Source organism: Pseudomonas sp. H3_C08 (assembly GCF_054669455.1).
This window is the reverse complement of record NZ_CP162803.1, coordinates 2,890,069-2,903,259: the sequence shown is the minus strand read 5'-3', so window position 1 is coordinate 2,903,259 and position 13,191 is coordinate 2,890,069. Positions and strand designations below refer to the sequence as shown.

Sequence of the window (13,191 nt, the reverse complement as noted above, 5' to 3'; positions counted from 1 at the left end):
GTTTCGCTGTGGGAGCGAGCTTGTTCGCGAAGGCGGCTTTAAGGCCGGCAGAAATCGTGCGGCTGACGGCGTCTTTGCGAACAGGCTCGCTCCTAGTTTTGATCCGGACGACATACCAGGGATGCGCGCTCGTAGTTGAACGCGTTATCACGTTCGGGCAGCGCATACGGTGCTTCACAATGCTGGCCCTGCCATTTGATGATAAGGGTGCCGGCGTCGTCCGCGACCAGTGCCAGCGCCTTGCCGCTCGGGTCGGAGATCGCCAGTTGTTTGCCGGCGGCGTCCTCCAGTGCGGCGCCAAACGGGATCGGCTGGTGGTGCGCGTCGAACAGAGAAAACTGCACCCGGCGTCCGGTTTTGCTCGCGTAGCGCGCTAGCACCACGGCACCACGGCGCGGTACCACTTGCTGGGTGGCGTTTTCAATTTCAAAGTCGCCGCCCAGGTCGCGGGTGTCGAGGCTGATCCAGTTGACCCGATACGGCTGCGCATTGGACACCACAGCGAATCCATTACCGGCGGTTTTCGCGCCCGAGAAACTGGCAATCTTCACGTCTTTGACACCGTCGACCTGCGCCAGCGCAAAAGTCTCACCGACGGTCTGCCCCAGGTTGATCCCGCCCGCGTGGCCGACAATCGATCCGGCCACGTTGAGACTCTGCGAGTTGTAGCCACGGCCCTGACTGTAGCCGGCGCTGATGTCCATCACTGGGGTTCGCGTGCTGAGGTTGGCCGACCCCGTACTGCCGCCGGTGCGACTGTTGCCTCCCTGCACTGAGTAATAGGTGTCGCTGTCTTCGGACAGGTAACCGTTGATGCCGACCTGGGTGCTGCTGTCATCTTTCTGCGTGCTGGCCGAAACGAACGCTCGCGGCGCGCGGGGCTTTGAGCCCAGCGGAAACGACACTGAGAGATTGAACAAAGTGTCGTTGTTCGCCGGGCCGTAGTTGCCGACATCCTTGGTGTAAGTCGCGCTGAGGTTGTAGCTGACGTCAGCCCAATAATTGCTGTAACCGGCCGACAGGCTCTGCGAACCGCCGCGGCCCCAATAGCGCTGATCACTGGCGTTGAGGTAGATGCTGCCGAACTGCTGATTGCGCCCCAGGCTCTGGTTGACAGTGAGGTCGGTGCGGGTTTTCGAGTTGCCGCTACGCTGCTCACCCTCACGGCTTAGCTCTTCGACGTGTTCGCTCAAGGTGCGATAGCCCTCGGTCGAATAGCGATAAGCGGCGAGGGTGAAGTTGGTGTCAGTACCGGTAAAGGTCTTGGCGTACAACGCGCGCAGGCTGTTGCCCTTGAGCGTCTGGCCGAAGGTGCGACTGCTGGAGTGGGTCAGATCGAGCGAGATCGCCCCGATGGCAGTGTTGCGACCGGCGCCGATCGACAGTGCCTGAAAATCCTCGGTGGCCTGAGTGCCGACAATCGCCGACAGGTTACTGCTGACGCCATAAGCCACGGTGCTGCTGATAAATTCCGGCGTTTGCTGGTCATCGCTGTTGCTGTTGTAGCGGCCCGCCGAAACGCTGTACTTCAACTGGCCTTCGCGCACCATGATCGGCAGGCTTGAAAAAGCCTGCACCGTGACCCGGCGCCGGCCATCGGCTTCGATTACGGTGATTTCCAGATCGCCGTTGGAGCCGCTGGGGTAAATGTCGCTGATCTCGAACGGCCCGGGCGGTACGTTGGCGGTGTACAGAATGTAATTGTTCTGGCGAATCTCTACCGTGGCGCTGGATTGCGCAATGCCGCGAATCACCGGCGCATAGCCGCGCTCACTGTCGGCGCGCATGCCGTCGTCGGAGGCCAGTTTCAGGCCGCGATAACGCACGCTGTCGAACAGGTCGGCGTCGGAGAAAATATCCCCGGCACTGAACTGGCCCTTCAGCGCGGTGACGTCATGTTGCAGGTAGCTGCGGTTGCTCTTGAACGTACTTGGCTGGCCGGTGCTGCTGTTGAAGTTCGACTCGTTACGCAGGCGCCAGCCGCCAAGGTTTATGCCGTTGCGCAGGCCGACGTTATTGGCAATCGTGGTCTGGGCATCGGTGCTGTTGCGGTTGCTGCTCACCTGATAATTGATGAACGCTGCGGGTACGCCTTCGTCCCACAGCGCCGGATCGACATAACCACGGCGGCCACGCTCCATGGCACTTTGCGGCACGCTGACCAGCAAACGCAGGCGCGGCACGTCATAGCGCACGGTGGCATGATCGATCAGCGCGGGCAGGTCGAGGCAGGCATCCGCATCGGCGACGTCGAGTTTGCCGCTGGCTTGCAGCTTGCCAATATCCACGCCCAGTTGCTTGAGCATGTCCAGAGTCAGACAGGCTTGGACCTTGTGACTGTCGGGGAGACGCCGAAAGGCGATATCGCGGCGGCCCACCAGCATATCGTTGCCATACAGATCGACCCGGTAAGTGCCGGGGAGCACGCGGCTGCCGGCGAGCAGCGATTGCAGGTCGATGGCAGACGTCGCGCCTTGCAGAAACGAGGTATTGAATTGCTCTTCGGCGTCAGCCAGACAGGTTGTGCTGAAGACCAGAGCAACCGAAAACGGTGCCAGGCCATCGCGCTTGAATAAAAACATGCAGGAACCCTATATCACCTCCGATACGAACTAACGGAGCGAAGAGAAATACAGTGAAAGTGCGGCTGTTAAAGCAGCACGCGAGTCATGGCGATTCTTTATCCAGGCTGGCGCTTACTGCGGCGCTGCCGGAAAGTTGCGCGACATAACGGTCTCTGGCGCCGTAGTCGTTGATGCTGCTGAACAACAGGCGCGGGGAACCTGCCGTGTGAAGTTGTTTGAGAACAAACTCTTTTTCTTCGCCAGGGGCGATCATCATCGAGTCGAACGGATGCTCGCGTGTGGCGCCGGATTGCACAGTGATGTCGGCAATCGAGACGTGATAAACCCCGGGATTCCTCACCACCAGTACGCTCTTGCCGGCGCGCTCGGTCAGTCGCCAGGTCAGCTCGGTCGGGGCCTGATAAGCGTTGTTATTCAGGCCGCCAGGGCGGAAGAACACCTTGATCCGTTGGCGCACCGCCAGTTGCAGGGTGTTCGCGGTTTTCGCCGACTGCGGGATCTCCTGCACGTTCAACCACACCACCGACTCGCGGTCTTTGGGCATACCGGTGCCTTCGTAGATGACCCGCAGAATCTGTTGTTCTCCGTCGCTGACGCGCACCAGCGGTGGAGTGACGGCAAAGGGCACAGAGGCTTCGTCGCTGTCGGTATCGACCCAGGACTGAATCAACACGTCTGCACCGCTGTTGCGCACGGTGATGCCGGCTTCTTTGTGCTTGCCGTCGAATATCAGTCGAGTGCTGCTCAGGGAAATGCCAGCCATGGCCTGATTGACGGCGAGCAGGCCCAGAAGGCCGACGCAAAGGGACAGGGAAGGACGTAAAAACATGAAGAATTACCGCGCAGAGTGAAAGAAAGTGCGGGACCGTTCGGCCCCGCACAGTGCTCGATGAATCGCGCGATTTATTCGTATTGCAGGGTGAACGGCAGGGTCGCGTCGCCACGGCCGGCAACGGCCAGTTTCGGATCGACGGTGGTCACGTAGGCGGCCGAGAATTTCAGCGTGGTGTTGCTGTCCTGCAGGGTGTTTTCGATGCGCGCGGTAGTCGGCGAAGTCAGGTCGATTACTGCACCGTTGGCATCAAGCAAGGCGATACCGATACCTTTTGCCGAGCCCAGGCCGTCGATCAGTTTCAAGACCTTGGTGCCGGTTTCGATACCCGAGCCTGCGCCCTTGGTTGGTTCGAAGATCATTGCCACTTTGGTGCCAGCGTTGCAGTTGATCTTCATGTCGAAGTTCTCGACGCTCAGCGTGCCGTTGCCTTTTGGCGCGGTGGCGGTGCCCATGTCCTTGATCGACACTTCGCCCATGTTCACCGAAATGGTCTTGTCCTTGCCGGCGCCTTCGACCGAGCAGGCATCGTTGTTGATGGTGCCGGTGAAGTTGATGGTGCCGCTGCCAGCCTTGGTAGGCACAACCGGATCGGCCGCCAGGACATTAGCGGCAGCGAAGATCGACAGGGCGAGAAGCGTGCGAGACAGCTTTTTCATGTTGCTTTTCCATTGGTGGGGTAAAGACAACACGATAAAACCCGGTTGGGCGCTGCAACATCAGACAATCCCTAGAAACCAGCAAGTTGCGAGGGGCAACAGTCTGTCAATTGAACAAGTTGCGTTCGATGCAGTAAGTCAGCAGCTCCTGATCACTGCTGACATCCAGTTTGCGCATGGCCGAAATCTTCTGCGTGCTGATTGTCTTTGCACTTCGATTCAGACCTCGGGCGATTTCATTGACGCCTTGCCCCTGAACAAACAAGCGCAGGATTTCATGTTCCTTGGGCGATAGACGGGAGAAACGTTCATCGAGATCGGCGCCATCGTCCAGCACCGAAGTCGGCGTCGTTCGATGGCCGCTTATGCGCTTGCCCTTGGCGATGGCTTTGAGCGCCACTTCTATTTCAACGTGCAACTGGCTTTTCTGAATGACTGCAAGTACGCCGAGTTCTTGCAGGCGGGTCAGGATCAACGGGTTGGAAATCATGGTCAGCACCAGCACCCGCACTGCGGGAAAGTGTCGGGTCACGTACTCCACCAGTTTCAGGCCATCACCGTAGGGCGAGTCACCGGGCATGTTGAAGTCGGTGATCAGCAGATCCACCGGTTGTGACCTCAGCAGCTTGATCAAACCATCGGAACACACTGCCTCGCCGACTACGCTGAAGCGCCGGTCGCGCTCGACCAGTTCCCGCACCCCCAGCAGGACGATGGGATGATCATCGGCGATGACAACGTTGAAGGTTTCCATGAGTGCTTTATCCAGAGTGAAATTATTCAAGGGCGTCGAGCAGGTCAGTCAGGCGCGCCAGTTGTTGACGAACCTCTACGGCCAGCGCGGGAGTCACCGACATGCCGGTCAGGCGGCATTCCAGTGCAACGAAAGCTTGGGCCAGCGCCTCGACCTGCACCGCACCCAACGCACCGGCCATGCTGTGCAGTTGCTGCGCGACGCTGTTGGCGTCGGCGGCATCCAGCGCGCTGAGGGTGGTCTGAATATCCTTGTGCAGTGTCGAGACAAACAGCTCGCGCATCTTCGGCGATAGCGCTGGCGGGATGTCAGCGACCTGCGCGATCGGAATCTGGCAGTGGCTTTGCAGTTGCGCGCGCAGCGTCGCCAGGTTCAGCGGTTTGACCATCCATGCGTTCATACCCACAGCGGCGCAGCGTTCGCCTTCTTCGCGCAAGGCGTTGGCGGTAACACCGATGATCGGCAGCGTTGCATCCTGTTCGCGCAAGGCTGTGGTCAGCTCATAGCCGTTCATGATCGGCATGTTGACGTCGGTCAGCAGCATATCGAAGCGCCCCGGCGCCCATCGCTCCAGCGCCTGTTCGCCGTTGGTAGTGACAACCACCGAGCAGCCTAGTGCCTCCAGTTGTTCCTGGATGACCGCTGCGTTGATCACATTATCCTCGGCCACCAGCACGCGCAGGTTCAGTGCTCGGGTATTTTCCTGCTGCGAGGGTACGCGCCGCTGATGGGCGTCGTGCCTTGCCAGCGCGATCGCCCAGCCAATCGCGCGCACATCGTCGGCATCGACCTGCCAGCCGCTGCCGCTGATCTGTGCCGGGTTGGGGCCGCCCGGTATTGCGACGATTCGCTGGCCATCGAAAACCGTGGCGTGGGTCAGCGGCGCAAGATCCACCAGCAGCGCGGAAGACGACGGCAACTCGTGCGTCACCAGACGGCAATCCAGACCAAAGCGGTGCAGCCAGCCGAGCAGATGCTGCGCCAGTTCGGCGACCGGTGCGCGCACGTAAACGGCGGCGCTGCCGGCCTCGAAGGCCGGGCAATCGGCGAGCCTGCCCGGCGCGCAATCCAGCGCCAGTTGCAGGTTGAAGCGACTGCCCAGGCCCGGTTCGCTGACCACATTCAACTCGCCATGCATCAACTCGCACAGCCATTTGCAAATGGCCAGACCGAGACCCGCACCGGCATGACTATCGGCTTCATTGACTTGATAGAAAGGGTCGAACAATTGCTCTTGCTGTGCCTGGGAAATACCCACGCCGGAATCGCTGACCTGCCACTGCACCTCGGCGCGGCCGCCAGTGCTTTGCAGCACCACAACGCGCACCACAACGCGCCCGTTATCGGTGAACTTGATCGCGTTGCTCAGCAGGTTGTTGAGGATCTGGCGAATGCGTTGCGCATCACCGAGCAGTTGATCCGGCAATGCCGCATCAATGCAGGCGTACAGTTGCAGACCTTTGCCTCGGGCAAACGCGCCGTAGCTGCGCACCACGTCTTCGGTCAGCTCCAGCGGGCAGAACGGCTGAAGCTCAAGGTTCATCTGCCCGGCCTCGATTTTCGACACATCCAGCACGTCGCTGATCAGTTTGAACAGGCTGGCGGACGAGCGCTGAATGGTTTCCAGATAGGCCTGCTGACGCGGCGCGAGATCGGTCAGGCCAAGCAGTTCCAGGGTGCCGAGCACGCCATACAGCGGCGTGCGGATTTCATGGCTCATGGTTGCCAGAAAACGGCTTTTTGCCTGATTGGCCGAATCGGCCGCCTGACGGGCGACTTCCAGTGCCGCTGCATCTTCGACATGGCGGGTGACATCGTGCAGCGCACACAGCCACGCGTCCTGGCCCTGATAACGGGTGGCGATGAAGGCCACGTGCAAATGCCGGCCGTCGATCTCAAGCTCCGCGTGGCCATGGCCGGTCGCGCCTTGTTGTTCGAGCAGGCTGATCAATTCCTGGGTGTCGTGCCATTGCTGGGCGCGCTGGTTTTCCAGCAAGACCTGATGATCACGACGGCTGATCACGCACAGGCCGGTCGGTGCGGTATCGATGACCGCACGGCTGAACGCTTCACTTTCGGCGATGCTTGCGTGGGCACTTTGTGCGGGCAAAATCACCCGTTGCGCGTACCAGCGATTCAGCGCTCGGCCACTGCCGAGCACTACCAGCACCAAGCCCAGCAGACACAGCAATGGCCATAATGCGTAATCGAGAAAACTCTGCACGCTGATCACATAGATCGCCGTCCAGTGCCGTTCACCGGGGCTGCTCAGCTTGAACACCAGACCGTCGCGGGTCAGGTTTGCGCCTTCATTGAGCACCCGATCAGGCTTGAGTTCGCCGATCAACACTGTGCCGCTGGGCGTGATCAGGGTGAAGTCATCGTAGATCGACCATTTCATCAAACGCTCGATATTGTTGACTTGCGAGAGCTTCAGCAGCGAGCCGAGCACTACCCAGGAATTCGCCCCTTCAATGGTCAGCGTCGGTTTGCTCAGGTTGATCCGTACATAAGCGAGCAGGCTCGGCGTCACGTTGTCGTCCGCAGCGAACGGGTAGGGCGCCCACTGCACTTGCGCTGAAGTCTGCGCGCGCCGTTGCAGATTCTTCTGGGTCATGATCTCGACGAAGGTGCTGATTTGCGTTGGCCCCGCACCTCGCAGACGACCGGCGGCGGGCACGGCGATATCGAAATTGTCCGGGCCGTTGAGCAGGATCACCTGCGGCGACTGGTAATGCGAGGCCGCCCAGAAGGCGCTGTAATACGCTGCCAGATAGCTGCCGAGGGCAAACACCTTGGGGTGTTGGCTGGGAGCGATTCGCTCGGGATCGATCTTGACGCTGAATGGCAGCGAGAACGGCAGCCCACGGCCTTCATAAATGTTCGGCCCTTCTTCGGGCAAACGCTTTTGCACCACCGGCGGCGCCACGGTTTCCGGGAAGTACTCGCCCTTGTCGCTGGCCCGTGAGATATCGCCGAGAAACGCTTCCTGCTCGCGAATGTTTTCCATCAGCCGGGCGAAGTGGAACTGCATGGTATCGCGCTGTTCTTCGACCATGCGCTGCACGCCGAGATAGCTGATGCCCAGCAACAGCAAAACCAGCGCGCCGAGGATCAGCAAGCCCTTGTTCAGGCGCAGTGAACTGCTGGCGAGTTTTTCCAGCAAGGCATTGGGATGCGGCATCAACACGCCCGGTCAAAGAAAGTGATTACGCGAGTGAACATGGATGGCCTCGATGGCAAGTGGTGATTGTCCACTGCATTGTGCCGGTCACCAGACATTCGCCGGGCCGTCGTGGCTGAGCAACTGCTGGAACTGCTCCGAAGACACTGCGTGGGAAATCAGGAAACCCTGAACCTGAGTGCAGTCGATCTTACGCAACAGAGCAAGTTCTTGCGCGGTTTCCACGCCTTCGGCCACCACCGTCAGGCCCAGTTGCCGACCCAGGGTGACGATGCTGGTCAGCGCTTGCGCCAGTTCGGCGTTGCTGTTGCAACCCTGGACCAGTGCACGGTCGATTTTCAGCTCGGTAAACGGCGCCGACACCAGGTTCATGTAGGCGCTGTAGCCTTTGCCGAAATCATCCTGAGACAAGCCGAAACCCTTGATCCGCAAGCGACAGGCTCCGGCGTAGAAATTGCTGATGTCGTCGGGCACCGAGCATTCCATCAGCTCGAAACAGATCCGCGCCGGCAGACCGTTGTGTTGCAGGACAAAGGCGAGGATGCGATCGGGCAGGTCGTGGCTGTTGAGCAAGTGCGTGGGCAGATTGATCGACACCGGAATGTCATAGCCTTGCTGGCGCCATATTGCCTGGGCGGCAATCGCCTGTTCCAGCATGCGCCAGAGCAGATGTTCTTCAAGGTCGTGGGCGATCAGCACCGGCAGAAATAACCCCGGTAACAACATGCCATGTTCGGGGTGCACCCAGCGCACCAGTGCTTCGGCGGCGACGATGCGGCCATTGTCCAGCGCCTTCTTGGGTTGAAACCAGGCTTGCAGCTCACCGTTGTCCAGCGCGCGCAAAATGCTCTGCCGATCAATACCGGTATGCGCGGCAACAGGCGCGTCCTGACGCAACGCCTGCAACTGCTCGATCAGGCAGTGCAATGCCGCGCTGTTGACCGGTTTGGAAATCAGCCCGATGACCTTCACCTGCAGATTGCTCGCCACCAGGCTCGCACCCATCAGCATGCGCCGCGAGGCGGCGCTCATGATCGCCAGTGCCGGGCGCGATTTCTGCATCGCGAGGCCCTGAATGAACTGCACGCCGTCCATGCCCGGCATCAACAGATCGGTAAGCACCAGATCGAATTCGCGATTTTGCAGGCGGTGCAGGGCTTCTTCGCCGTCCCGGGCAAATTCCAGATCGAACACGCCCAGCGCATTGAACAGGTTCTGCAAGTACAGATGCTGAAATGGGTGATCTTCGACAATCAGTAGGCTAGAGGACTTCATCGGCGACTCGTTGGTAGGGAGCCAGTGCGGTCGACAAGGCTCGCAACGTGAAAGGTTTGATCAGGCAGTGATTCATGCCGGCGGCCAGGCACAACGCCTCTTCACCGCGCAGGGCGTTGGCGGTGGCGCCGATGATCGGCGTGGTGCAGCCCAGGTGTCGCAGGGCCTTGGCCAGTTCGTAGCCGTTGAGATGTGGCATGTTCACGTCAGTCAGGACGACATCGAAGCTGTCGTCCTGCCAGAGTGACAAGGCTTCTTCGCCATCGCTGGCCAACGTCACCGTGCAGCCCAGTTCCTGCAATTGGTCACGCAGGATCAGTTGGTTGATCGCATTGTCTTCGGCGACGAGGATGTGCAGGTGTAACGCCGCCAGCACCTGGGTTTGAGCGGGGTGTTGATGCTCGATGACGGGACCGCCCTGCGCTTGGCATACCGCCTGGCGGATCGCGGCCAGATCGTTCAGGTTGACGAGCCAGCCGTCGCCTTTGCTCAGCGACTCCCACGCGCCATCGCCGCTCGCCAGAATACGTGGCCCTGCCCAGCGCAGTTCTCGGCGCTGTTCCATCGGCGCAGGCCACAACTCAAGCAACACGCCATCGTCGGCACCGTCGTGGCTGGCCGGTGCGCCGATATGCGGCAGAGCGCCCCAGCGGCGCAACCAGCCAGCGAGGCTTTCGGCCAGCTCGCGCACTGGCGACACCACGTAAACGGTATCGGCCGCGAGCTTCGCCTTGCCCTCAGGCTGCGCATTACCCGAGCGCTGCTCCAGCGGCAAGGTCAGGGAAAAACTGCTGCCCAGCCCCGGCTCGCTGACCATGCGCAGGGTGCCATCCATCAGATGGGTCAGGCGCAGGCAAATCGGCAGGCCCAGCCCGGTACCGGCAACCTCATGGCTGTTGCCTTGGGTCTGGTAGAACGGTTCGAAGATGAAGGCCTGATCCGCGTGGGCAATCCCGCGCCCGGTGTCCGAGACCTGCCATTGCACGCAAACGCGTTCGCCTTCGCGGGTCAGCACTTTGACCCGCAACACCACGCGCCCGGAATCGGTGAATTTGACCGCGTTACTCAACAGATTATTGAGGATCTGCCGTAAGCGACTGACATCGCCGATCAAGCTGTCGGGCAATTGCGGGTCAAAGCAGGCGTACAGCTGCAAGCCTTTGCTCTGTGCCGCCGCCGCGTATCCTTGAACGGCTTCTTGGGCGAGCGCCACGACGGAAAAATCACTCAGTTCCAGCGCCAATTGCCCGGCCTCGATTTTCGACACATCGAGCACGTCGCAGATCAATTGCAGCAGGGTCGCCGACGATCCTTCGATCGCTCGCAAGTAACCTTTCTGCTGAGCGTCGAGCCGGGTCCGAGCGAGCAACTCCAGAGTGCCGAGCACGCCATACAGCGGCGTGCGGATTTCGTGGCTCATGGTCGCCAGAAACAGGGTTTTCGCTTCGTTGGCGGCATCGGCCGACTGGCGCGCCTGCTCCAGCGCCGCTTCGATCTGTCGGCGTGCGCTGATGTCGCTGAAGGCGCAAAGCAACACGTCTTCGCCCTTGTAGCGGGTCGGCGCGCAGCTCAGGTACAGGTGGCGACCGTCGGCGGTCTCGAAGTAGTCGGTCAGGCATGGCGCGTTTTCCGCGAATGCAGCCCGGATCCAGCCGGGGCCGAGTTGTTCGCTGCAGGCGCCCAGCCATTGCTGCGCGAGGGTATTTTCCAGCACCACTTGAGCATCGCTGCGGCGTAATACGCAGAGCGCCACTGGCGCGGTCTGGATCACGTCGCGGCTGAACAGCTCACTTTCGACCAACGCTTGAATGCGTTGCAGGGTCGGCATGATGAAGCGATGTTCCAGACGCCGGATCAGCAGCCAGACCAAGCTGATACTGGCCACGCAGAAGGCCAGCGCGCCAAGCATCTGTGGCCACAACGCCCACAACACTGCGAGCAAGTCGATGGAATAGGTCAACTGCCAGTCCGACGATTTCAGCTGTTTGCGCAACACCAATTGCTCGGGCAGCCAGCCGTCTCCGACGAAGCCGAAGAAATCCTGTTGGCGCAACAGCGGCAGATCCTGCCCGGGCGGCGGCTTGTGGCTGTTGCTGAAGAGTGGCATGCCTTGCGAGTTGAACATGGTGAACTCGCCGGCGCTATGGTCGCTCAATGCGCTGGAGACTTCGCGGTCGTCCATTTCCAGACCGAGCCAGCCGGAATCGAGGTCGCGATCATCCAGACGAATAAAAATGTACAGCTGCGAGTGCCCTTGCGAATTGTGGGTCAGCCAGATTTCTTTGAGGGCGCTGGTGTTGTCACGCTTGAGGGTTTCCAGGCGATCAAGCATCGCACGCGGAAAATCGCCGGCCATGGGCGTCGTGTTGTACAGACGCCAGACCTGCACCTTGGCGCCGCTGCTGACGTAGAGCAGGTTCAGTTTGCGCGCCTGCAGGTAGTCGCGCATGCGCTGGGTCAGCCAGATGCTCCATTGCTTGCCCGGGGGTTGTCCGAGCAACAGTCGAATTTCCTCTTCGGACAGCGGCGCGCTTAACGCAGTCTGCCGAGTCGCCGACAAACTCAGGCTTTCCAGCAGCGCCTCGCGCGTAGTGAAAAACGTATGCGCCTCGGCAATGGCGCTGCTCATGTAGCTGCGCCGCTGGGAGATCTCATTGTTGAAGGTGAACAGCAGAAAGCTGTACACGCCACCGAGGATGCCCACCAGCAACACCCACGCAAAAATGCGCAACAAACGTCGCGCAGCATGGGGCGTGGACAGGACCGGGCTGATCTGGTGGAGGTAATTCTTCAATCGCATGCCGGCACAGTAGGGGTGGCCGGGGGCGGCGAAAATCAGACGATTCTTAAAGACTTCACAAGTAATTGACGATGAAAGTCACTTCGGTATTGGCGCTGCCCGCGCTGAGTTCTTCATTGCCCAGGCGGTAATAAGCGGCTGACAACGGGATCTTGAAGTTGAGCCCGGTGGTGTTGAAAGCATCGAACGGGTAGGTCGTGTCGAAAGCGATCGGCTGGCCCGCTTCATTCATCACTTGCAGGCCGATGCCTTTGGCGGTGGACCCGGCATTCAGTGCGACGATGCCCTTGGTCGCGTCGATCACTGGCGTGTTGGCCTTGAGCGAATAGGTGACTTTCTTGATGCCGGTCTGGCATTGGTTCAGGGCGATATCGAAGCGCACCGTGCGCGGCTTGGCGCCGGCTTCGCGAAATTCATGAAGTTGATAATCGTCGCCCATGGCCACCGGGACGGAAGGTGTCTCGCAGGAGGCGGCGTTCAGTACGATGGGGTTCATCAGGTTGAGTTTTTTCAGGATCAGATCATCGTCCTGCAGGCTGCCCAGATACCCCGCATCGATGTTGACTTTCGACGCCAGCTCGCCGGTCTTGACGATTTCCAGGCGCACCGAGTTTGCACCGAAGCCATAGCTGGTGTTGGGCGCGATGGCCTGCGGCGCTGATTGGTAGCGGTTTAGCGCGGTGAACCAGACGCGATAGGAAAGCCCGCTTTTGCCTAATGGAAAAATAGTTTCCATACTGCTGGCGGTGCCTAATTTCGGATTCATCAGAATGCCGAACATGGACGTCTTTGAGCAGCTCCAGATGTGAGCGGTCGACTGCACGGTGTCCTGATAAACCACGGTGCCATTGGGTGTGTCGGCAGGAATGGTCAGGGTTGAACTGGCCAGGCTGGCGCCGAAGTTGAGCGTGTCGAGTTTTGAGTCGACTACCACACAACTGCCGGCCATCGCGTTCGAAGCGCAGGCAAACAGAGTGACTGCGATAGAGAGCAGGAGCGGGCGGTGGAGTTTGAAACGCTTCATTAGTAGGGCTTTACGTGTCGGCCGATGAGCGGCGTACGTTAGCCACGGCACTCGAGCCTGGACATCAGGCGATTCCTA

At 60.1% G+C, this 13,191-nt stretch carries 8 protein-coding genes; all 8 read right to left on the bottom strand.

What is annotated here, in order from left to right; translation table 11 throughout:
- Positions 1-92 precede the first annotated feature (92 nt).
- The 8 genes from AB4N74_RS13290 to AB4N74_RS13255 all read right to left on the bottom strand — a co-directional run bounded on the left by AB4N74_RS13290 (position 93) and on the right by AB4N74_RS13255 (position 13,113).
- Complete coding sequence (locus tag AB4N74_RS13290; RefSeq protein ID WP_460100682.1) at positions 93-2,582, bottom strand: fimbria/pilus outer membrane usher protein; 2,490 nt, start codon at positions 2,580-2,582, stop codon at positions 93-95.
- 85 nt (positions 2,583-2,667) lie between these two features.
- The gene (locus tag AB4N74_RS13285; protein ID WP_460100680.1) at positions 2,668-3,414 is read right to left on the bottom strand and encodes a fimbrial biogenesis chaperone; all 747 of its coding nucleotides are present in this window, start codon (positions 3,412-3,414) and stop codon (positions 2,668-2,670) included.
- A gap of 74 nt (positions 3,415-3,488) precedes the next feature.
- Positions 3,489-4,076, bottom strand: coding sequence for a fimbrial protein (locus tag AB4N74_RS13280; protein ID WP_116030164.1), 588 nt, complete (start codon positions 4,074-4,076; stop codon positions 3,489-3,491).
- 106 nt (positions 4,077-4,182) lie between these two features.
- Positions 4,183-4,830 carry a response regulator gene (locus AB4N74_RS13275; protein WP_122843759.1) on the bottom strand — a complete coding sequence of 216 codons (648 nt, stop codon included), beginning with the start codon at positions 4,828-4,830 and terminating at the stop codon, positions 4,183-4,185.
- 22 nt (positions 4,831-4,852) lie between these two features.
- Positions 4,853-8,014, bottom strand: a complete 3,162-nt coding sequence (locus AB4N74_RS13270) for a hybrid sensor histidine kinase/response regulator (RefSeq protein ID WP_186622576.1) — start codon at positions 8,012-8,014, stop codon at positions 4,853-4,855.
- Between the two features lie 87 nt (positions 8,015-8,101).
- Positions 8,102-9,289 (bottom strand): response regulator cyclic di-GMP phosphodiesterase PvrR, encoded by a 1,188-nt coding sequence (gene pvrR, locus AB4N74_RS13265; protein WP_116030161.1) that lies wholly within the window; start codon positions 9,287-9,289, stop codon positions 8,102-8,104.
- Entirely contained in the window at positions 9,276-12,089 is a 2,814-nt protein-coding gene (locus AB4N74_RS13260; protein WP_116030160.1) for an ATP-binding protein, read from the bottom strand. The genes pvrR and AB4N74_RS13260 overlap by 14 nt, the downstream gene beginning before the upstream one ends.
- 55 nt (positions 12,090-12,144) lie before the next feature.
- A complete protein-coding gene (locus AB4N74_RS13255) occupies positions 12,145-13,113 on the bottom strand; it encodes a fimbrial protein (RefSeq protein ID WP_460100676.1) in 969 nt (322 codons plus the stop codon).
- Positions 13,114-13,191: the final 78 nt, after the last annotated feature.

Bases quoted from the DNA above. Each gene is read 5' to 3' on its own strand.
- AB4N74_RS13285 (WP_460100680.1), bottom strand. From the start codon at position 3,414: ATGTTTTTACGTCCTTCCCTGTCCCTTTGCGTCGGCCTTCTGGGCCTG.
- AB4N74_RS13275 (WP_122843759.1), bottom strand. From the start codon at position 4,830: ATGGAAACCTTCAACGTTGTCATCGCCGATGATCATCCCATCGTCCTG.
- AB4N74_RS13280 (WP_116030164.1), bottom strand. From the start codon at position 4,076: ATGAAAAAGCTGTCTCGCACGCTTCTCGCCCTGTCGATCTTCGCTGCC.
- AB4N74_RS13255 (WP_460100676.1), bottom strand. From the start codon at position 13,113: ATGAAGCGTTTCAAACTCCACCGCCCGCTCCTGCTCTCTATCGCAGTC.
- AB4N74_RS13260 (WP_116030160.1), bottom strand. From the start codon at position 12,089: ATGCGATTGAAGAATTACCTCCACCAGATCAGCCCGGTCCTGTCCACG.
- AB4N74_RS13270 (WP_186622576.1), bottom strand. From the start codon at position 8,014: ATGCCGCATCCCAATGCCTTGCTGGAAAAACTCGCCAGCAGTTCACTG.
- AB4N74_RS13290 (WP_460100682.1), bottom strand. From the start codon at position 2,582: ATGTTTTTATTCAAGCGCGATGGCCTGGCACCGTTTTCGGTTGCTCTG.
- pvrR (WP_116030161.1), bottom strand. From the start codon at position 9,289: ATGAAGTCCTCTAGCCTACTGATTGTCGAAGATCACCCATTTCAGCAT.